We start from the raw sequence: 20,793 nt of genomic DNA on the forward strand, positions 1-20,793 counted from the left end.
TGCTCCTCGCCGCCGGTGAGGGTGGTGAGGTCCGGTTCGCCGAGGGGGTGGCCGGGGGCGGTGTGCGCCTCCGGGTCCTTCCAGGACCGGGCGATGTCCTCGTCGCTCATCGTTCGACTCCTTCCTGGTCGCTCAGCAACAGCCGACGCTGAAGCTGCCGCAGGTGCCGCATCCGGTCTGCATGGAGGCGCAGATGTCGAAGATGGTGATCTGCTCCTCGCCGCCGGTGAGGGTGGTGAGGTCCGGTTCGCCGAGGGGGTGGCCGGGGGCGGTGTGCGCCTCCGGGTCCTTCCAGGACCGGGCGATCTCCTCGTTGCTCATCGTTCGACTCCTTCCGGGCCGTTCAGCAGCAGCCGAAGCTGAAGCTGCCGCAGGTGCCGCATCCGGTGATGTTGGTGGTGCAGATGTCGTACACGGTGATCTGCTCCTCGCCGCCGGTGAGGGTGGTGAGGTCCGGTTCGCCGAGGGGGTGGCCGGAGGCCGTGTGCGCCGTCTCCGGGTCCTTCCAGGACCGGGCGATGTCCTCGTTGCTCATTGTTCGACTCCTTCCGGGCCGTTCAGCAGCAGCCGTAGCTGAGGCTGCCGCAGGTGCCGCACGCGGTCTGGTTGCTGCAGATGTCGAAGATGGTCATCTCCTGCTCGCCGCCGGTGAGGGTGCTGAGGTCCGGCTCGCCCAGCGGGTGGCCGGGGGCGGTGTGCGCGGCCTCCGGGTCCTTCCAGGACCGGACGATTTCCTCGTCGCTCATGGCGTTCCTTCCGTTTCGGGTTCCGGGAGTGGAGGCGGGCCGAGCGTCAGCAGTGGGTGCCGGTGGCCCAGGTGGGGCAGCAGCCGGCGCTGCCGAGGGCCTCGCTGCCGCCCTCCTCGTCGGAGAGGCCGCCGATCATCAGGCCGAGGTCGACCTCGCCGGAGGGGTGGGCGGGGGCGGTGGCGCGGGCGGTGTGCTCCGGGTCCTTCCAGGCGCGGGCGATGCTGTCGTCGCTCATGGCGGTCCTGCCTTTCGGTGGGTTGTTGCGCGACCGGGCGGCCGAGTGGCCGACCGGGGCTCGGGGGACGGGCGTCGGGCGCCCGTCGGATTCGGTCCGTCGGAGACTCGGTCCGTCGGACTCGGCTCGTCGGATTCAGTGGCTCGCGGCGGGGCGTGCGTCGCTGTCGGCCGCGCCGAACAGCAGGCGGTAGACGCCGTCCTGCTCGATCAGCTCGTCGTGGCGGCCGCGTTGGACGATCCGGCCGTGTTCGAGGACGAGGATCTGGTCGGCGTTGCGCACGGCGTTGAGCCGGTGGGAGACGACGATCCGGGTGACGGCGAGGTCGGCGAGCGCGCCGTCGACGTGGCGTTCGGTCTGCGGATCGAGGTGGCTGGTCGCCTCGTCGAGCAGCAGCAGCCGGGGCCGGTGCACCAACGCCCGGGCCAGGGCGACCCGTTGGCGCTGTCCGGCGGAGAGGGCCGAGCCGCTCTCGCCGACGGGCGTGTCGTAGCCCATCGGCAGGGCCAGCACGTCCTCGTGCAGTCCGGCGATCCGCGCGGCCCGGATCACCTCGGCGTCCTCGGCGTCGGGCCGGCCGAGGGTCAGGTTGTCCCTGATGCTGCCGCCGAAGAGGCTCAACTCCTGGAGGACGGCGCCGCAGTGGGCGCGCAGGTCGGCCAGGTCGAGCCGGTCGATCGGCACGCCGTCGTGCCGTACCGTCCCCTCCTCGGGTCGCAGCAGGCCGAGCAGCAGCAGGGCCAGGGTGCTCTTGCCGGAGCCGGTCCTGCCGACGATGCCCAGCTTGCCGCCGGCGGCGACGGACAGGTCGATCCCGCTGAGGGCCGGCGCCCCGGACGGCTGGTAGCGGAACGTCAGCGCGCGGACGTCGACGGCGGTGGCCCGGTCCGACGCGAGCCGCAGCCCGCCGCCGGTCTCCGTGGGTGCGTCCAGGACGTCGAAGAGGCGTTCCACCTGGGCGTTGACGGTGAGGTAGAGCTGGCCGGTGGTGGACAGGGTCTCCAGCGGTGCCAGCAGGGACAGCACCAGGCTGTTCGCGGCCAGCATGGTGCCCAGGGTGGAGCGGCCGGTCATGACCATCCAGGCGCCGACGCCGAGCATCAGCAGCGGGCCGAGCGAGGTCATCGCCCGCTGGGCCCCGGAGAGCCGGGCGGTGGCCCGGCCGCGCCGCAGCATCGCGCCCTGGTAGCGGGTGAACAGCCCCTGCCAGTGCTCCACGGCGCGGCCCTCCACGCCGTTCGCCTTGAGCGGCAGGATCGCCTCCAGTGCCTCGACCAGGTAGCTCTGCTCCTCCGCCCGTGCCACCAGCTCCAGTTGGGCGAGGTTGCGCAGCCGGCGGTGGGACTGGAGGACCAGGAACAGCTGCAGCAGGAACAGCGGGGCGACGGCGAGCAGGTACAGGGGCTGCAGCAGCATCACGGCGACCAGGTAGCCGACCAGCAGGACGCCGTCCAGGGCGACGGTCATCAGCTGCTGGGTCATGGTCTCCCGGGTGCTGGAGACGCTGGACATGCGCATCAGCAGGTCGCCGCGTCCGCGCTCGAGGAAGAACTGCAGCGGCAGCCGGAAGAGGTGCTCGACGAAGGAGCGGGTCAGCACCAGGTCGCCGCGCCGGCGCAGCGCGAGCAGGGCCAGCGCGCGCAGGGCGGTGAGCAGCCCGGTGAGCAGGGCGATGCCGACGGCGGACAGCGCCAGCAGGACGGGCAGGCCGGTGCGGTGCTGCGGCAGGAGCGTGTCCACCACGGTGCGGGTGAGCAACGGGACGGCCAGGCCGAGCAGTTGCAGCCCTCCGGTGACCAGTGCGGTCAGGGCGAGCAGTGAGCGGCCGCCCGGGGCGGCGAGGAAGCGCCGCAGGTAGCGCACCATCGGACGGTCGCGCAGCGGGGTGTGCCGCTCCTCGAAGTGCTCGCCCGGTTCCAGGGCGACGGCCACGCCGCCGAACAGCTCGTCGAAGTCCCGCCGGGAGATCTGGCGGCGTCCGCCGGCCGGGTCGACCAGCCGGACGGAGCGGCGGTCGACCCGTTCCAGGACGACGAAGTGATGGGTCCTCAGGTAGGCGATCACCGGGCCGCGCAGCGGTCGTTCCAGGGCGGCCGGTCCGCGGTCGACGCGGACGGTCAGGCCGACCCGCCGCGCCGCGTCGACGAGCACGGCCACCGAAGCGCCGTCGCGTCCGGCGCCGAGCAGCGGGCGGCAGTCGGCCACCGTGGAGTCGCGTCCGTAGTGGCTGAGCACCATGGCCAGGCAGGCCGCGGCGCACTCGGTGCGGGTGAACTGGAGCCGCAGCGGCACGCGGTGGGCGCGTCGCCGGGGGCGGGTCCGGGCGGCGTCGGACGGGGAGGTCACGGGGCCTCCTGCGGCGCGAGCAGGAGCACGGGGGCGACGCGCTCGGGCGCGGCGATCCGCAGCAGGCCGTGGCCGATGCCGGCCAGGCCGGTCATCAGACCGGGCGTGGGGATGCCGCCCGGGGTGCCGCAGACCGGGCCGCGCTCCTCGATCCCGGCCAGCAGGGTGTCGCGGGTCCGCCGGAAGTGGTCCCCGGCCCGCGCGACGCCGGCTCGGGCGGCCGCGGCGAACAGCTCCAGATTGCCCAGCCCGCCGTGGCAGAGGCTGTCGTTGCCGTCCTGGCCGAAGGCGGCGGTCGAGCGTACGGCGCGCAGCAGGGCCCGATCGTTCGCCGGGGTGCGGACCGCGGCGGGCAGGTCGGCCCGGAGCAGTCCGATGCCCGGGGCGCCGTGGCACCAGGCGTGCACGTGGGCGACGGTGCCCGGGGGCGGGGTGGCCTGCCAGGGCCTGGGGGTCTGCTCCCGGAAGTCCGGCCAGTTGTCGAGTTCGGGGTCGAAGCCGTCCTCCTCGTAGGCCAGGGCGGCCCGCCCGGTGCGCAGCGCGTCCACGTCCCCGGTGCGGGCGGCGTGGCGCAGCAGCGCCCAGCCGATCCCGCCGGCGCCGTGGGACAGCCCCAGCAGCGGCCGTTCGCCGGTCAGCGCGGTGCGCCAGGCGACGGTGCCGCCGGGGTGCGGCTCGGCCTTCTCCACCAGCAGTCGGGCGCAGCGCCGGGCGCAGTCCCGCGCGGCGCGGCCGTGCCGCCGCACCAGGGCCTCGGCCACGGCGAGGCAGCCGGCGGCGCCGCCGATCAGGTCGAGCTGCCGGTCGTCGTCGAGGCCGTGGGCGGCCGCGGTGAGCAGCTCCGGTACGGGCTGCGCCAGCGCGGGGTCGTCGAGCAGGACGGCGGCGCAGTCCAGCGCGTAGGCGGTGCCGGACAGCCCGCCGAACGCCCCCCAGGTCCGCTTCGGGGTGCGGTGCAGCGCGTGCGCGAGGTGCTCCGGGAACGGTGCCAGGACGCGGCGGGCCCACTGCGCGTAGCGCTCCTCCCCGGTGACGGAGGCGAGCTGGGCGAGGAACAGCGCCGGGCCGGGGTAGCCGCCGTAAAGGTCGTCGCGCAGGGCGGTGACCCGCCACTGGTCCCGGGCCAGGTCGAGCCCGAGCCACCCGGTCCGCGCGCCGGTGTGGCGCGCGTCGGCCATCAGGCGGTCGGCGACGGACCGGGCGAGGCGCAGGGCGCGCTCGGCGGGGGAGCGGTCGGGGGCGGGCCGGGCCGGCCGGGCGGCGGTGGCCGCGGATTCCGGTCCGCCCGCCAACGGGTTGGTGGCGCGGGCGGCGAAGGCCGCCCGGATGATCCAGTCCTGGGTGGCGAGGTCGCGCTCGTCCATGGCGGCGATGATCCGCCGGGCCCGGTCGAGCCCGGACTCGGGCAGCGCCCGCGGCAGCGAGTGCCCGCGGTGGGTGTGCAGGTCGCGGGAGCCGACGACGGCGCGGAACAGCGGGACGTCGCCGCTCCAGAGGTCCTCGGCCTCCAGCGCCAGCAGCGGCCGCAGCGCCGGGTTCTCGGCGGACTGGGCGAAGATCAGCCCGAGCACCCGGTCGCGGTCGAGCGCGTCCCGGGTGACGTCCGGGTGGGTGCTCTCGCCCAGCAGGTGGGCGTAGACGCGGGTGGCGCGGACGATGGTGCGGGCGGTGTCCTCCCGGAACCGCTCCAGCGGGCCGTCGGGCGCGAGCAGCGCCTCGCGGTGGGCGGCGATCGTCCGGTAGCCGGCCTCGAACCCGGCGCGCAGGGACGGCAGGTGGTCCGCCGGGTCGACGTCCCGGCCGTCCAGGCTCGGCCGGTTCGCGCTGCCGCCGAAGGCGCGCTGCACCCGGGTCAGGCGCATCCCGTCGGTGCCGCCGTCCTCCCAGGCGGGCATCTTGAAGGGCAGCACGGCGCCCTTGTCGGCGCCCATCCCGCCGACGTCCAGCACCGCGCCGCCGTCGCCGACCAGCACCGAGGGCAGCAGGCCCACCCGCTGCACCGAGTGGGCGAGCAGGTGCTGCGCCGGGTCGTCGTCGACCAGCGGGCTGCCGCTCAGGTGGGGCACGCCCACGTGGAACAGCGACTCCAGGTCGACCGCGATCGGCTGTTCCCCCACGGCGATCACGTTCTCGAAGTGGAAGTCGGTGGCGGCGAGCGCGTAGAGCAGGGCGAGCAGCGCCCCGAGGCGGTGGTAGAACCGTTCGGCCGCCGCGTGGTCGGCGCAGGGCGTCGGCTCCACGAACTCGATCCAGCCGTACTCGCCGCGGTCCCACACCGCCACGGTGCCCAGGCCGAGGCCCGGCAGGGCGGTGTCGTACCAGTCGACCACCGCGTTGAAGTGCTCGTGGACGGCCAGCGGCCGGGGCTTGTACACCAGCCGGGCGCCGGAGGAGAAGGTCAGCAGCGCGACCGAGCGGCCCGCCTCGTGGCCGTCGCCGTGGCCCATCCGGACGTCGGTCAGCTCGCCGGGGTCGCGCCCGTCGAAGAGCCGCTCGACGAGTGACGGCCGGTCGGCGGTGAAGCGGTCGAGGAACTCCCGGTGCGCGTGGACGGCGTTCGCGGTGACGGACGCCAACAGCCGGGCCAGGACGGCGTATTCGTCGAGGAGCGCGGCCAGCCGCTCGGGCTGTCGCTGCCAGGCGACGAAGGAGCGGAAGCGTTCGCGCGGGGTGTCGCCGGCCAACTGGCCGGAGAGCCGGGCCACGTGGAGTTCCAGGACCAGGGTGCGGCCGAGCGAGGAGACCAGCTGGTCCCGCAGGCTGTCGGTGAGCGAGCGCCGGACCGCCGTGCGGGCGTCCTCGGCCGGGTCGGCGGTGGCGTTCCCGGCGGGGGCGGAGGCGGGGTCGGAGGCCGCCAGCAGGCGGTGGGCCTCGGCGAGGAAGGGTTCGACGAGGACCGCGAAGTCGGCGAAGCCGTGCTGGTGCTGGTCGCCGGGGGCCGCGTCGTGCTCGTCTCCGGGCTCGCCGCGGTGCGCCTCGTCGGGCTCGCTGCGGTGCGCCTCGTCGGGCGCCGGCGGCCGGTGTGCGGCGCGCGCCATGACGTCCTCGACGAACCGGGCCCAGTCCGGTTTGGCGGTCCGGGCGGCCAGGCTGTCGGGGTGTTCGGCGAGCAGCCGGCGCAGCAGCGGCGGGTCGATGCCGAGGGCCCGGGCCTGGGCGTCGGCGGTGTCCGGGGTGTGGTCGGGGAACGCCGAGCGCCAGCGGGCCAGCCGGCGGTCGGCGCGCCAGCCGAGGCTGCCCTCGGCCGGGCTGTCGGGCACCGGGGTGGGCGGTTCGCCGTCGGCGGTCAGGCGCTCGGCCAGCCACAGGCCGCGCGCCCACCAGCTGCCGGTCAGCGGTGCGCGGTCGACGCGTGACCAGGGGGCGGCGGTGTCCGCGGCATCGGGCGGGGTCTTCGAGGGCATGCTGAACTCCTGGGATGCGGAGGGCGGACGAGCCGGGGCGGACGGGGCGCGGCGCAGAGGCGGCCGTCGGCTGTCGTGAATGGAAGTACCCAGTCGATTCATATGAGCTGATGTCGACGCCAGGCGAGTCTGCCCGCGCTCATGACGGTGCGTCAAGTGGTGTGAATGGACATGCCCGAGCCATTCATCTCAGCTGTTGAAGCGAGGCGGTGAAGGCGGGTGGTGTGACCTGCCGGAACGCGCGCAGGTGCCCCCGGAGTGCCGAACACCCGGGGACACCTGTGGAGTTGGTCGGATCGATGCGGTTGTCGAAGGCGGAGCGCGGTGCTCAGCCCTCGTTCGGCGCGGTGCTCAGCACTCGTGCAGTGCCCACTTGTCGCTGTCGACCCGCACCGAGCCCGGCAGGGCGATGAGCTCGGGCTTGAACAGCGGCTGGGTGTCCATCGCGGGCTCCCAGGTCGCCAACCGCTCGTCCTGGGGGACCTCGATCCGCCGGTCCGCGGCGAGGTCGGCGACCACCTTCAGCAGCAGCCGCACGCCGAGCGGAGCCAGGTGGTCGCGCCACAGGCTCTGCGCGGTCGAGCCGGGCGGCACGAACAGGTGCTCCTGGGCGGCGATCGGGCCGCCGTCGGTGCGCTCGGTGAGGTGGTAGACGCTCCCGCCCGTCACCTTGTCGCCGTCGCGGATGGTCCAGCGGATCGCGTCCCGGCCGCGGTGCAGCGGCAGCAGGCTGGGGTGGTACCCGATGGTGGCGACGGCGGCCCTGGCCCGCGTCCGGCGGCCGAGGAAGGCGTGCGAGTGCGCGGCGAGGATGACGTCCACCCCGTCCGGGACGTGCATCGCGCGCAGTTCGGCCGAGTCCGTCCAGGGGATGTCCCGGGGGAACGCCCAGGCGCGCAGGCGGTCCCAGGACATCGGGTCGCCCTCGTCGGACTTCCCCTTGCGCAGCCGGGGCGCGGCCGCCCCGACGATCTTGTGCCCGTTGTCCAGCAGGGCTTCCGCGACCTGCACCGCGAACGCCCCTTGCCCTGACATGTAGATGTTCATCCGCACTCCCGCGGTCACTGGTCGGGTGGTTGCCGGTCCCTCAGGCCTCCGTCGGCGCGTCCAGCCCGGGGCGGTCGGGCTCGAAGCGCACCGGCATGGTGGAGAACCCGGTCAGGAAGTTCGACCGGATCGGCAGCGCCTCGCCGGTCTGCTCGAACCCGAGGGTGAAGTCCCGCAGGGCCTTGAGCAGTTCCGCGATCTCCACCTTGGCCAGGTACGAGCCGACACAGAAGTGCGGGCCGTAGCCGAAGGCCAGGTGCTTGTTGGGGGTGCGGCCGAGGTCGAACACCCCGGGCCGCGCGAAGACCCGTTCGTCCCGGTTGCCGGAGGCGTGCCAGAGCGTGACGATCTCGCCCGGCCGCAGCCGTACGCCGTGCAGTTCGGTCTCCCGCTCGACGCTGCGCCCGAAGTGCATCGTGGGCGAGGCCCAGCGCAGCACCTCGTCCACCGCGGTCTCGACCGCGACCTCGCCCCGCTTGAGCCGCCGCCACTGCTCGGGCTGGGCGGCGAGGGTGCGGACGCAGTCGATCATCGTCAGCCGGCTGGTCTCGTCGCCCCCGATGATCAGGCTGTAGCAGTTCAGCACGACGTCCTCGTCGGACAGCGGCACCCCGTCGATGGCGCTGCCGATCAGCATGCTGATCACGTCCTCGCCGGGCGACTCGCGCCGCTCCTCGACGACGTCCATGAAGTACATCAGGATCTCGTTGCGGGCCATCTCGGAGTCGACCTCGTCGACGTCCTCGTCGTCCGCCGACAGCGCGGTCCTGGTCAGCGAGAGCAGGTAGTCCCGGTCCCGCTCGGGCACGCCGAGCAGGTTCGAGATCGTGGTCATCGGGATCCGGCTGGCGATCCGCTCCGCGAAGTCGCAGCCGCCGGACTCGACGGCCTCGCGGATCCACCGCCGGGTGTTGGTCCGGACGGTCTGCGCGACCTCGTCGAGCACCCTCGGGGAGAGCACCCGCTGGAGGATCTTGCGCAGCTCCAGGTGCCGGGGCCCGTCGGTGACGGCCAGCATCCGGCCGGCCCCGGCGTCGCCGCCCTCCAGGAGGGTGACGAGCACGTTGCCGCGCTGGGACGTGAAGTTCACGTTGTCCCGGTAGGTGGCCATGATGTCGTCGTGGCGGGAGAGCACCCAGAACCCGGGGCGACCGCCGGCCGGCGGGTTCCAGTGCAGCGGCGCGGTGTCCCGCAGGGTTCGCCAGAACCCGTCGAGGTCGTGGTCCGCGAAGGTGGCCGGGTCACCCAGGTCCACCGTCTCCAGGGAGGGTGTGGTCGTCGGCGCGTTCATGCTCACCAGTCCGTGCGCCAGAACCGGCGGGGCTGGAACGGGTAGGTGGGCAGCGGCACCCGGCGGCCGGCCTCCCCGAGGTGCAGGGCGTCGAAGTCCACCTGCCGGCCGGTCACCCAGGCGGCGGCCAGCTCGGCGAGGGCCCCGGCGTCCCGGCCGGCGGGCACGATCCCGTCGCCGGTGCGGGAGAAGGCGTCCGGGTCGGTCCGCGGGGCGGCGGCGGTCGAGGTGGCCGGGCCGCGGGCGCCGTCGTCGGACAGCGCCGCGATCAGCTCCTCGCGGCTGCGGACCACGGCCGCCCACCGGCGGGCCATCACCTTGCGGCCGAGGTTGAGGGTGAAGCAGACGTCGTCCAGGCGCAGGCCCGGGTCGGCCTCCAGCCGCTCCCTGAGCCGGGCGCGCTGACGGGCCAGCGCGTCGTCGTCCATGGCGGACAGGGTGGCCAGCCACGGCCTGCCCGCCTCCTCGGGGGCGCGCTCGGCGGGCGTCGGCGCCTCCTCCAGCACCAGGTGGGCGTTGTAGCCGCCGCCGCCGATCGAGGTGACGCCCGCGCGGCGGATGCCGGCCTCCGGATCCCAGTGCGCGCCCTCGATCTGCGGCACGAAGGGGGTGCTGGGGAAGTCGAGGTCCGGGTTGACCTCCGTCAGGTTGATCGTGGCCGGGAGGGTCCGGTGGTACAACGCCAGCGCGGCCTTGACGGCACCGAAGCCGCCGGACACCACGCCGCCGTGGCCCACGTTGCCCTTGACCCCGCCGATCGAGGTGGTCGCGGTCTGCTTCCCGAACGCCATGGTCGCCGCGTGCACTTCGAGTTCGTCGGTCATCGGCAGGCCGAGCCCGTTCGCCTCGTACATGGACACGGTGTCCGGGGTGACGCCGCCCACCTCCATGGCGGCGGCGATGCAGGCGCTCAGCCGCTCGGGCTGGGCCAGGCCGTACGCCATCGCGCTGACGCCGTTGTTGTTGACGGCCGAGCCCCGGACCACGGCGTAGACGTGGTCGCGGTCGGCGACGGCCCGGCCGAGCGGCTTCAGCAGCACGGTGACGACGCCGCTGGAGAGCGCGGTGCCGGTGCCGTTGGCGTCGAACGGGCGGCAGTGGCCGTCCCGCGACAGGATGCGGTTCTCCTCCCAGAGGTGACCGCGGGGGTGCGGCAGGCGGACCAGCGCGCCGCCGGCGATCGCCAGGTCGCTCTGGCCGAGCAGCAGCGACTGGCAGGCCAGGTGCACCGCGTAGTGGAAGCCCGCGCAGACCGCGGCGACGGTGACGGCCTCGCCGGTGAGGCCCATGTAGTACAGCGCGTTGGAGGTCATGGTGTCCGGCGACCACGCCAGGCTGGCCTCGATCGCCTCGGGGCCGACCGACACCCGGTCCGGCGGGGAGCTGTACTGCGCGGCGGTCTGCGGGTTGTTGGCGCCGTACATGCCGACCTCGGCCTTGAGCCGGTCCGGGTCGTAGCCGCCGTCCTCCAGCGACTCCCACGCGCTCTCCAGGTACAGCCGGTTCTCCGGGGTCATCCTGGCGGCCATCCGGTCGCTGATGCCGAAGACCGACGGGTCGAACTTGTCGTACGTGTCGAGCACGCCGCAGGCCCGTACGTAGAACGGGCTGTGGATCAGGGTCTCGTCGACGTGGATGTCGTCCTTGGTCAGGAAGGACACGGACTCCCGGCCGTGGACGAGGTTGTCCCAGAACTCCTCCTTGGTGCGGGCGCCTGGCGCCCGCAGGGACATGCCGATGACGGCCACGTCACCCGGGTCGTACTCCTGCTCGGGGCTGTCGGTCATGGGAAGGCTCCTGCTTCGTCGGCTTCGTTGGCTTCGGGTGGGGCAGGGGGTGCTCAGCGTCCGCCGGCAGCGCCACCGCCGCCGCGGCCGCGCAGCGCGGCACGGCGGGCACCGGCGCGCTGGCGGGCGGACTCGACCACCTCGGGGGTGGCGCCGCTCTCGTCGTCCAGCCAGCGGGCGAGGGAGGCGATGTCGCGGAAGCTGAAGAGGTCGGGCACGCGGACGCGGCGGTCGAAGCGCCGGGTCATCAGCCGGGCGAGTCGGACCAGCAGCAGCGAGTCGCCGCCGAGGTCGTAGAAGGCGGACTGCACGTCGATGGCCGACGGTTCGAGGTCGAGCAGCTGGCCCCAGATCTCCGACAGCGCCACCTCGGTCGGCGTACTGGCGGCCGTCAGCGGACCGCCGGAGGCGGCCGGCGGCTCGGGCAGCGCGTCGCGGTCCAGCTTGCCGCCCGGGCCCAGCGGGAGGGCGGGGAGGACGACGAGGGTCGCGGGCACCATGTAGTCGGGCAGTTCGACGGCGAGCCGGCCGGTGACGGCGCTCTGCAGCGCGGCGTCCAGCCGGGGGCCGTCCTGGGCGGCGCCACCCGGGGCCGTGCCGTCCTGCGTCGCGCCGTCGCCCGCGGGCACGACGTAGCCGACGAGCCGGTTGCCCCGCACGACGGCGGCCGCCTCCCGGACCTCGGGGCAGGCGGTCAGCCGGGCCTCGACCTCCTCCAGCTCGATCCGGTAGCCGCGCAGCTTGACCTGGTGGTCGGAGCGGCCGAGGAAGCGCAGTTCGCCGTCCTCGGTGAACTCGACGAGGTCCCCGGTGCGGTACATCCGCTCGCCCTCGCGGAACGGGTCCGGCAGGAAGCGCTCGGCGGTGGTGCGCGGCCGGTTGACGTAGCCGTGCGCGACGCCGACGCCGCCGAGGTAGAGCTCGCCGGGTCGGCCGGGCGCCACCGGCCGCAGGTTCCCGTCGAGCACGTGGACCACGGCGTCGGCGGTCGGCGGGCCGATGGTCGGCTCGTCGGTGCCGTCCTCGGGCACCAGCCCGAAGGAGCAGAAGACGGTTCCCTCGGTGGGGCCGTAGGCGTTGAACACCCGTACGGCACCGGTCTCCCGGTAGGCCCGGTCCACCAGCTTGCGGCGCAGCGCCTCGCCGCCGAACACGATCGAGCGCACGTTCGGCGGCAGGGCGCCGGCGTCCAGCAGGCCGTTCATGACCGACGGGACGACGGTCAGATGGGTGATCCGGTCCGCGTACCGGCTCTCCGGCAGGTGCACGGCGCTCTCGACGAGCACCACGGCGCCGCCGCGGCAGAGCGCGTTGAAGACCTCCATCACGGACATGTCGAAGCAGATCGAGCTCGCCGCCGAGACGCCGCTCAGGTCGCAGCCCTCGAGGACCCGGTCCATCGCGGCGAGCATCGCCACGGCGCCGGCGTGCCGGACGGCCACGCCCTTGGGCCGGCCGGTGGAGCCCGAGGTGTAGATGACGTACGCGGTGTCCTCGGGCACGACCGCCACCGGCTTCGCGCCGGGCTCGGTCGTCACGGTGTCCCCGAGCACGACGACGGTCGCGCCGGGCGGGCAAGCGGCCCGGGACGCGGGCGTGGTGAGCAGCAGGCGGGTGCCGCTGTCCTGGACCATGAAGGCCAGCCGGTCGGCGGGGTAGTTCGGGTCCAGCGGCAGGTAGCAGGAGCCGGTGCGCAGGACGGCGAGGACGGCGACGAGCAGGTCGGGGGTGCGCTCGACGCAGATGCCGACCGGGACGCCAGGGCCCGCGCCGTCGGCGGCCAGCCGCTCGGCCAACTCACGTGAGCGCTCGTTCAGTTCGCCGTAGCTCAGGACGCCGGCGTCGGAGTAGACCGCCGTCGCGTCGGGGTTCTTGACGGCCTGGGCGATGAACTCGGAGTGCAGGGTTTCGGTCAACGGTCCGTCTCCTTGGGGAGGCCGGCCGGCGCGACGGCGCCGAGGGCCTGGTCGGGTCGGGCGATCGAGTCGAAGAGCACGGTGCGGTACAGCGACAGCAGCGCCGTCACGGTCCGCCGCTCCAGGTAGGCGGGCTTGAACTGGACGTGGCCGGCCACCCGGCCGTCGATGTCGGCCATCGAGATCTCCAGGTCGAACTTGGCGAGGTGCCGGCGGACCTGGAGGGGTTCGAGCGGCAGCGCGCCGTCCGGGGTGAGCGTGTCGCCGACGCCGTGGAAGAGCTTCACGGAGCGCGGGAAGGCCTCCGAGGAGAGCCAGTTCACCACCACGTCGAACCACGGGGAGCGGCCCTCCGCGCGCGGCGGCTTCAGCTGGGCGGCCAGCAGGTCGAGGGGGTAGTTCATGTGCTCCAGCAGGCCCAGCGAGAAGGCGTGGACCTCGCGCAGCAGCTCGCGGAAGCTGCGGTCGGCGGTCGGGTTCGCCCGCACCAGCACGGTGTTGAGGTAGTAGCCGATGGCGGACTCCCAGCCGGGTTCGGCCCGTTGGGCGATGGCCGTGGCGAGCACCGAGTCCTCGGTGCCGACCGCGCGGTTGAGCGTGGCGAAGAACCCGGCCAGCACGACGGTGCTCACCGACACGCCCTCGCGCACCGCGAACTCCCGCAGCAGGCGCGTCTCCTCGGCGCTCCAGCGGAACGCGACGTCCCGGCCCTCGTAGGTGACGCCCGGCGGCCGCTCCTTGTCGGAGAGGTCGAGGTGGGCGGGCGGGTCGGCGAGCTTGCGCGACCACCAGTCCAGCGCCGCCTCGGCGGCCGGCCCGGCCAGCCACTGCCGCTCCCACGCGACGAACTCGGTGTACGGGGCGACCGGCGCGCTGCGGGCCGGGTCGGCGCCCTCGTAGTACTCCTGGATCTCGCGGATCATGACGTCGGCCGACGCCGCGTCCGAGGCGATGTGGTGAACGAGCACCAGCAGGTAGTGGTCGGCGGGGCCGCGCCGCATCAGGACGATCCGCACCAGCGGCCCGTTGTCCAGGTCCAGCGGCTCGTGCCCGTACCGGGCCAGTTCCTCGCGGGCCTGTTCGTCGTCCAGGTCGGCGGTGTCCACGACGAGGAACTCGTACACCGGCTCGTCCAGGATGACCTGGTACGGGCTGCCGCCCGCCTCCACGAAGACGGTGCGCAGCGCGGGATGCCGGTCCAGCACGGCCAGGACGGCGCGCTCCAGGGCTTCCTCGTCGACCGCGGCCCGGATCCGGGCGGTCACCATGAAGTTGTACGGCACGGCGTCCGGCGCGACCATCTGCATGAACCACAGCGAGGCCTGGCCGTGCGAGGCGGGCGCCACCTCGAGGCCTAGGCCGTCGACGAGCAGCTGCTCCAGCGCCGGGGCGTCGGTCGCCTCCAGCAGCCCGCGCGCGTCCAGTTCCTCCAGCAGTTCCTCGGCGTCCAGTTCGGAGAGGTCCGCCAGGAAGCTCCGGTCCGGCCGGGCCTCGGGAGCGGTGACGGGAGCCGTGACGGGAGCGGAGACGGCGGGGACGGCGGGGACGGTGGGGGAGCCGGCGGGTGCCGGAGCGGGTGCGGCCGGTCCGGCGGTGAGCCCGACGAAGTGGGCGACGACCTCGGTGATGGAGCGCCCGTCCAGGAACACCACCGGAGACACCCGGTGCCCGAGTACGGCCTGCAGCCTGTTGACGAGGCGGATCGCCAGCATCGAGTCCAGGCCGAAGTCGCGCAGGCCCGCCGCGGTGTCGAACCTGCTCACCGGTACGCCCAGCGCGTCGGCGAGTTCGGCGAGGACGACCTCCGCCACCGGCCGGTCCGCCGCCGCCGGGCTCTCGACCACCGGCCGCGCCTCGACGGGAGCCGTGACGGCCACGCCCGCCGCCGCGGTCCCGACCGCCGCAGCCGGGGCGGGCACGGCCTCGCGGCGGGGCTCGGTGTCGATCCAGTAGCGCTCCTTCTGCCACTGGACGAGCGGGGTCTCCACCACCTCGACGTCGTCGCCGAACAGCGAGTCGAAGCTCAGCGGCAGCCCCCTGACGTACAGCGAGGCGACGGCGCCCAGCAGGCAGCGGACGTCGCTCTCCCCGCGGCGCAGCGAGTTGATCGCGTGCACCTCGGTGCCGCGGGACAGCCCGATCTCCTCGACCGCGCCGCGCAGCGTCTCGTGCGGACCGATCTCGACGAAGGTGGTGACGCCCCGGTCCACCAGCGCGCCGATCGTCTCGGCGAACCGGACCTGGTTGCGCAGGTTGTGCACCCAGTAGTCGACGTCGGTGACCGGGTTCACCGTGTCGGCCAGGGCGGTGGAATGGAAGGGGATGCCCGGTGTCAGCGGGGTGATGCCGTCGATGCCCGCGCGCAGCGGTTCGAGCAGCGGGTCCATGCCGGGGCTGTGCACCGGCCGCTCGACCCGGATCCGCCGGACGGAGACCCCGTCCCGCAGGAGGTCCGCCTCCAGGGCGTCGACGGCCTCGGGCGAGCCGGAGACCGCGGCGCTGGTGGGGCTGTTGACCACGGCGACGGCCGCGTGCTCGGCGTACGGGGCGAGCCGGGGCCGCAGCTCCTCCTCCGGCAGGTCGACCGAGATCATGGCGCCCTCGGCGGCCTTGCGCTCCAGCAGGTGCGAGCGGGCCACCACGACCCGGGCGGCGTCCTCCAGGGACAGCGCGCCGGACACGCAGGCGGCCGCGACCTCGCCCAGGCTGTGGCCGACGACGGCCGCCGGCTCGACGCCCAGGTCGAGCCAGACCTGCGCCAGCGAGACCTGCAGGGCGAACAGCACGGGCTGCTGGAAGTCCATCTCCTCGTACCTGGCCTCCTCGGCCGGGGCGGCGAGCAGGTCGAGCACCGAGAACCCGCCGGCCGCGCGGACGGCGGCGTCGCAGGCGGCCATCCGGGCCCGGAAGCCGGCGTGGGAGCGCAGCAACTCGCGGCCCATGCCGACCCACTGGGTGCCGCCGCCGGAGAACACCAGCGCCACCCGCCGGTCGGCGTTGCCGGAGACCGTACCCGTGACGACGTCGGGGTGCGGCCGGCCGGCGGCGACCCGGGCGAGTCCGTCCAGGACGTCCTGCCGGTCGCGGGCGAACAGCGCGATCCGGTGGCCGTGGTGGCTGCGCCGGGCGGAGAGGGTGTAGGCGAGGTCGGACACCCGTAGGGCCGGGTCGCGTTCGACGTGGTTGGACAGCTCGCGGCAGGTGTCGGCCAGCGCGCCGGCGGTCCGGGCGGTGACGGGCACCAGGTGCAGCTGCCCGTCGGCGGCGGCGTCGCCCGGGCTCGGCGCGAGGTGGCGGCCCCGGTCGCCGGCCAGGAACGGGTGGGCCGCGACGGGGAGTCCGGCGGTGTACAGGGCGCCGAGCGAGCCGAGCAGGGTGGCGGCCTCGTCGGCGCCGCGCCGCAGGGAGGGCAGGGTGGCCGCCGCCGGGAGGATCTCCGAGACCGACTTGAGCAGGAGGGGGTGCGGGCTGAGCTCGACCACCGCGTCGACGTCGTGGTCGCGCAGGGCCGTCAGGGCGTCGACCATCCGGATCTCCCGGCGCAGGTTGTCCGCCCAGTAGTCCGGCCCGAGCTCCGCGCCGTCGACGAGTTCGCCGGTGACGGTGGAGATCATCGGGATGCGGGTGGACCGGGCCCGGATGCCGTCGAGTTCGGCCTTCAGCGGGGCGAGGACGTGGTCGACCAGCGCGGAGTGCGGGGCGTGGCCCATCCGCACCCGGTGGTTGGTGACGCCGGCCTCGGTCAGCCGCAGGACGAGGTCGTCGATCTCCTGCGGGGTGCCGGTGACGAGGGTGGAACCGAGGCCGTTGCGGCCGGAGAGGGTGAGCCCGCCGGTCAGGTGCGGCAGCACCTCCTCCGCGGGGGTCATCACCACGATGCCCTCGCCGCGGCCCACGGCCAGCAGTTGGAGGAGCCGGCCGTGGTGGGCGGCCAGCCGGGAGGCGTCCTCGAAGTCGAGCGCTCCGGCGATGTGGGAGGCGGCGAACTCGCCGACGCTCTGCCCCACCACGACGTCCGGCTCCACCCCCAGCGAGCGCCAGGTCTCGGCGAGCGCGACCTGGAGGGAGAACAGCAGCGGCTGGAAGACGTCCATGTCGTCCAGGCGGCCGTCGGGGTCGAGCAGCTGCTCGACCAGCGAGAAGCCCAGCAGCTCCCGCATCCGCCGGTCGGACCTCATCATGGAGCGGCGGAACACGGGCTGGGCGGCGAGCAGTTGACGGCCCATGCCGACCCACTGCGAGCCGTTGCCGGAGAACAGGAACGCCACCCGCGGCCTGCGGCCGGCCTTCCCGACCTCCCCGACGCTCAGTCCGGGGGCGTCCGCGCCGTTGCCGAAGGCGTCCAGGCTGCCGCGGAGTTCGGCCATGTCGCGGGCGGTGGCGGCGAGCCGGAACGGGCCGTCGCCGGGGGTGCGGCGGCAGAGCGCGCGCAGGTCGTCCGCGTCGCGCACCGCCCGGGCCCGCTCGGCCAGCTCCTCGGGGGAGTCCGCGGCCAGCAGGAGCAGCGAGGCCTCGGGGCGCGGCAGTTCCTCGACGGCGAGGTGGCAGATCGAGCCGCCGAACCCGAACGAGCTGACGCCGCCGCGGCGGGCGTCGGAGCGCCGCGGCCACGGCTCCAGCCGGTCCTGGACGGTGAGGTTGTACTCGTCGAACAGGATCTGCGGGTTCGGCGCGCTGAAGTGCAGGCTCGGCGGCAGCACGCCGTTGCGCATCGACATCGCGAGCTTGACCAGGCCGACGATGCCGGCGGCCGCCTCCAGGTGGCCGACGTTGGATTTGACGGATCCGAGCCGCAGCGGCTCCGCGCGGTCGCCGCCGAGGACGGCGCCGATGGCGTTGGCCTCGATCGGGTCGCCGAGCGGTGTCGCCGAGCCGTGGCACTCGATGTAGTCGACGAGGTGGGGTGCGATGCCGGCCCGCTGGTAGGCGGTGCGGAGCATCTTCTCCTGGGCCTGGGGGTTCGGCGCCGTCATGCCGTTGCTGGGGCCGTCGTTGTTGGAGGAACTGCCCTTGATCAGGCAGTACACCGGCAGGTCGCGTTCGAGCGCCACGCTCAGCGGGGCGAGCACGACGACGCCGGCGCCCTCACCGCGGACGTAGCCGTCGGCGCGGGCGTCGAAGGACTTGCAGCGGCCGTCCGGGGCGAGCGCGCCCATCTGGTCCATGGCGGTGTAGTAGTCGGAGACGAAGCTCAGGTTCACGCCGCCGGCCAGCACCAGGTCGCTCTCGCCCAGCCAGATCGACTGGCAGCCCACGTGCACCGAGACGAGCGACCCGGCGCAGGCCGAGTCGATGGCCATGCTGGGGCCCTGCAGGCCGAGGACGTAGGAGACGCGGTTGGCGATGATGCCGTCGTGCATGCCGGTCGCGGTGTGCGGGGTGATCTGGCTGTCGGGGCCGCGGTAGTGGGCCAGGGCGGCGTAGTCGCCCCAACAGGAGGCCATGAACACGCCGGTGTCGCTTCCGACGAGGCTGTGCGGCGCGATGCCGGCGTCCTCCAGGGCCTCCCAGGACAGCTCCAGGACCAGGCGCTGCTGAGGGTCCATCTGGACGGCCTCGCGGGGCGAGATGCCGAAGAACAGCGGGTCGAAGCGGTCGATGTCGTCGATGAACCCGCCCCAGCGCACCCGGTCGTTCAGCAGCTCGCGGCGCGCGGCCGGCACCGGTCCGACGGCGTCGCCGCCCTCGGTCAGCAGCCGCCAGAACGAGGACGGGTCCGGCCCGCCGGGGAACCGGCAGCCGATGCCCACGATCGCGACCGGCTCGTGCGTGGGAGAGCGGCGTTCGGTGCTCCGGGCGGGCTCCGCGGCCCGCGGACCGTCGACCAGGGCGCGGGCCAGCCCGTCGACGGTCGGGTACTGCCACATCCAGGTGGCCGGGACCTGCCAGCCGAGGAACTCGGACAGGGCGGCCGCGAGGTTCACCGACTTCAGGGAGTCCAGTCCGTACCGGTGCATCGGCGCCCACCGGTCCACGGAGTTCGCGGAGACGTCCAGTAGCTCGGCGAAGCGGGATAGCAGGAAATCCGTGACGGCTGATATGTCTCGCGCTGCGCGCTCTTGGGGCATGGCGACTCCCTCGACAGGGCGGGTGGAATGGACGGTTGGAGCTTCACAGCCGATCGTTCGCAGAGGGGGACTGACGGTTCTTGCGCACAAGTGGAGTTCGGACACGAAGGAGAGCCTCAGGCATAGGCCTGTACATGACATGGCTGCGCTCGTGGTCGGGCGGCACTGCTCCTCTCGTGGCAGGAGGGAGGAACGGAGCGCCGATCGCGTGACTCGCCAACGCGTGTGGGGAACGGGGTGCTTCGAGGTGACCGGAGTGATCGCGGATCAGCGGCTCACTGTGGAATTCTCACCGGCGCTCACGGTGCCGTGCCGGCGGAGCTGTCGCGCATTCTCGCTGCCGGGATTTCGGCAGCGCTGTTCATCCGCGCGTTCGGGTGGGGAGCTTCTCGACTCCAGGATTGCGCACTTCGCGCTTCGGTTGTGGCAGTGGCGAAATTTGATCGACAAAGTGTCCGATTCGATCTCCTGGGACGGTACCATTCAGTGCCGTTTTGCGGGCCGGGGCGGAGTGGACAGCGGATGAGCGGCCAATGCAAGCTGTCCGCATGGCAGTTGACAAATTTGACGCGGCGTCGACCGATGCCGAGAACTCCTTACCCGGACCTGCCCAGGCCTCCCCGGTCCGCCGGCCGGGACTGGCACTCGGCGTGCTGGCCGGGGCACTCGCCCTGGACGTGAGCGGCCTCGGCGTGCTCAACGCCGCCCTGCCGTCCGTCGGAGAGCGCTTCCACCTGGACGAGACGACGCTCCAGTGGGTCATGACCGCCTACGCCGTCACCTTCGCCGGCTTCCTGCTGGTGGGCGGCCGACTGGCCGACGTGCTCGGGCGGCGGCGGGTGTTCGAGGTCGGCGTCGCGCTGTTCACCGTGTCCGCGCTGGTCGGCGCGGCGGCCCCGAACACCGCGACACTGCTGGGCGCGAGAGCCGCGCAGGGCATCGGCGCCGCCCTGTCGGGTCCGGCCGCGCTGGCGCTGCTCACCGACACCTTTCCGGCCGGTCCGGCACGCAACCGGGCCTTCGGGGTGTACGCGGCCGTCGGCGCCGCGAGCTTCAGCGGCGGGGTGCTGCTGGGCGGCGTCCTGACCGAGTTCCTCGGCTGGCGCTCGGTGCTGTGGTTCTCGGTGCTGCTCGGGCTCGGGGTGCTGGCCGCGACGCGCGTCGGACTGCCCGACGGCGCCGGCCACCGCGGCCGGCTCGACCTGCCCGGCGCGATCACCGGCACGCTCGGCCTCACCCTGCTCGTCGTCGGCGTCAGCACCGGCGGCGCCTCGGCGTGGATCGTCCTCGCCGCCGCGGTGCTCTTCCTGGTGCTGTTCGTCGTCCGGGAGCACCGCACCGCCGACCCGGTGCTCCCGCTCGGCCTCTTCCGGGCCAACGCGGTGCGGGAGGCGAGCCTGGCGGCGTTCCTCCAGTACACGGGCTCGGTCGGGATGCTGTTCTTCGCCCCGCTGTACCTCCAGGGGATGCTGCACTACTCGCCGTTCGAGTCCGGCATCGCCCTGGTGCCGATGTCCCTGGCCGTGTTCCTCACGGCCAACTTCGCCACCGGCCGGCTGCTCGCCAAGCACTCCCCGCGGACGCTGATGGCCGTCGGCCTCGTCCTGATCGGGGTGGGCACCGGGCTGTGGCTGGGCACGCCGCAGGACGGCGACTACCTGCTGCACGTGCTGCCCGGACTGGTGGTCAGCGGCATCGGTCAGGGGCTGAACTTCCCCTCGATGACCTCCGCCGGCCTCTCCGGCGTCCCGGAACGGCAGCACGCCGTCGCCGGGGCGGTGAACGTGGTGACCCAGCAGATCGGCGCCAGCGTGGGCGTGGCGCTGCTGGTGCTGGTCGCCGCGACCACCGAGGACCAGCTCGCCGGCTACCACCTCGCCTACGTCACCGCCGCCGCCGCGTGCGTGCTGGGCGCGGTGTTCATCGCGGTACGGCGACGGGCCTGAGCGT

Annotated in this window: 12 protein-coding genes; 1 reads left to right on the forward strand and 11 read right to left on the reverse strand. The window is 73.8% G+C overall.

The genetic code is table 11. From position 1 onward, the window contains the following. Window positions 1–132: 132 nt before the first annotated feature. From ACZ5OX_RS34480 to ACZ5OX_RS34530, 11 genes are all read right to left on the reverse strand, one after another. Entirely contained in the window at window positions 133–321 is a 189-nt protein-coding gene (locus ACZ5OX_RS34480) for a hypothetical protein (RefSeq protein WP_402399422.1), read from the reverse strand. Window positions 322–343: 22 nt separating this feature from the next. Then, window positions 344–535 carry a hypothetical protein gene (locus ACZ5OX_RS34485; RefSeq protein ID WP_465635634.1) on the reverse strand — a complete coding sequence of 64 codons (192 nt, stop codon included), beginning with the start codon at window positions 533–535 and terminating at the stop codon, window positions 344–346. Between the two features lie 22 nt (window positions 536–557). After that, on the reverse strand, window positions 558–746 hold the full coding sequence (locus ACZ5OX_RS34490; RefSeq protein ID WP_465635635.1) for a hypothetical protein: 189 nt from the start codon (window positions 744–746) through the stop codon (window positions 558–560). Window positions 747–792: 46 nt separating this feature from the next. Beyond that, a complete protein-coding gene (locus ACZ5OX_RS34495; RefSeq protein ID WP_465635637.1) occupies window positions 793–984 on the reverse strand; it encodes a hypothetical protein in 192 nt (63 codons plus the stop codon). Between the two features lie 135 nt (window positions 985–1,119). After that, window positions 1,120–3,330, reverse strand: coding sequence for a peptidase domain-containing ABC transporter (locus ACZ5OX_RS34500; protein ID WP_465635639.1), 2,211 nt, complete (start codon window positions 3,328–3,330; stop codon window positions 1,120–1,122). Continuing rightward, on the reverse strand, window positions 3,327–6,734 hold the full coding sequence (locus ACZ5OX_RS34505) for a type 2 lanthipeptide synthetase LanM family protein (RefSeq protein ID WP_465635640.1): 3,408 nt from the start codon (window positions 6,732–6,734) through the stop codon (window positions 3,327–3,329). The genes ACZ5OX_RS34500 and ACZ5OX_RS34505 overlap by 4 nt, the downstream gene beginning before the upstream one ends. Before the next feature lie 351 nt (window positions 6,735–7,085). Next, the gene (locus tag ACZ5OX_RS34510; RefSeq protein ID WP_465635642.1) at window positions 7,086–7,781 is read right to left on the reverse strand and encodes a formyltransferase family protein; all 696 of its coding nucleotides are present in this window, start codon (window positions 7,779–7,781) and stop codon (window positions 7,086–7,088) included. Window positions 7,782–7,821: 40 nt separating this feature from the next. Then, a complete protein-coding gene (locus ACZ5OX_RS34515) occupies window positions 7,822–9,072 on the reverse strand; it encodes a cytochrome P450 (protein ID WP_465635643.1) in 1,251 nt (416 codons plus the stop codon). A 2-nt stretch (window positions 9,073–9,074) separates the two neighbouring features. Beyond that, the gene (locus tag ACZ5OX_RS34520; RefSeq protein WP_465635644.1) at window positions 9,075–10,859 is read right to left on the reverse strand and encodes a beta-ketoacyl synthase N-terminal-like domain-containing protein; all 1,785 of its coding nucleotides are present in this window, start codon (window positions 10,857–10,859) and stop codon (window positions 9,075–9,077) included. Window positions 10,860–10,912: 53 nt separating this feature from the next. Next, window positions 10,913–12,775, reverse strand: coding sequence for a non-ribosomal peptide synthetase (locus ACZ5OX_RS34525; protein WP_465635646.1), 1,863 nt, complete (start codon window positions 12,773–12,775; stop codon window positions 10,913–10,915). Continuing rightward, window positions 12,772–18,843: an acyltransferase domain-containing protein gene (locus tag ACZ5OX_RS34530; RefSeq protein WP_465635648.1), complete on the reverse strand. Its 6,072-nt coding sequence runs from the start codon at window positions 18,841–18,843 to the stop codon at window positions 12,772–12,774. The genes ACZ5OX_RS34525 and ACZ5OX_RS34530 overlap by 4 nt, the downstream gene beginning before the upstream one ends. Before the next feature lie 548 nt (window positions 18,844–19,391). Between ACZ5OX_RS34530 and ACZ5OX_RS34535 the strand changes: the two genes are divergently transcribed. Then, window positions 19,392–20,789: an MFS transporter gene (locus ACZ5OX_RS34535; RefSeq protein WP_465635650.1), complete on the forward strand. Its 1,398-nt coding sequence runs from the start codon at window positions 19,392–19,394 to the stop codon at window positions 20,787–20,789. Window positions 20,790–20,793 lie beyond the last annotated feature (4 nt).

This window comes from Kitasatospora sp. NPDC032121 (genome assembly GCF_055580145.1).

What these genes read in the sequence shown, in the direction of transcription:
- ACZ5OX_RS34480 (WP_402399422.1), bottom strand. Translation starts at nt 321, where the DNA reads ATGAGCAACGAGGAGATCGCCCGGTCCTGGAAGGACCCGGAGGCGCAC.
- ACZ5OX_RS34485 (WP_465635634.1), bottom strand. Translation starts at nt 535, where the DNA reads ATGAGCAACGAGGACATCGCCCGGTCCTGGAAGGACCCGGAGACGGCG.
- ACZ5OX_RS34490 (WP_465635635.1), bottom strand. Translation starts at nt 746, where the DNA reads ATGAGCGACGAGGAAATCGTCCGGTCCTGGAAGGACCCGGAGGCCGCG.
- ACZ5OX_RS34495 (WP_465635637.1), bottom strand. Translation starts at nt 984, where the DNA reads ATGAGCGACGACAGCATCGCCCGCGCCTGGAAGGACCCGGAGCACACC.
- ACZ5OX_RS34505 (WP_465635640.1), bottom strand. Translation starts at nt 6,734, where the DNA reads ATGCCCTCGAAGACCCCGCCCGATGCCGCGGACACCGCCGCCCCCTGG.
- ACZ5OX_RS34510 (WP_465635642.1), bottom strand. Translation starts at nt 7,781, where the DNA reads ATGAACATCTACATGTCAGGGCAAGGGGCGTTCGCGGTGCAGGTCGCG.
- ACZ5OX_RS34515 (WP_465635643.1), bottom strand. Translation starts at nt 9,072, where the DNA reads ATGAACGCGCCGACGACCACACCCTCCCTGGAGACGGTGGACCTGGGT.
- ACZ5OX_RS34520 (WP_465635644.1), bottom strand. Translation starts at nt 10,859, where the DNA reads ATGACCGACAGCCCCGAGCAGGAGTACGACCCGGGTGACGTGGCCGTC.
- ACZ5OX_RS34530 (WP_465635648.1), bottom strand. Translation starts at nt 18,843, where the DNA reads ATGCCCCAAGAGCGCGCAGCGCGAGACATATCAGCCGTCACGGATTTC.
- ACZ5OX_RS34535 (WP_465635650.1), top strand. Translation starts at nt 19,392, where the DNA reads ATGGCAGTTGACAAATTTGACGCGGCGTCGACCGATGCCGAGAACTCC.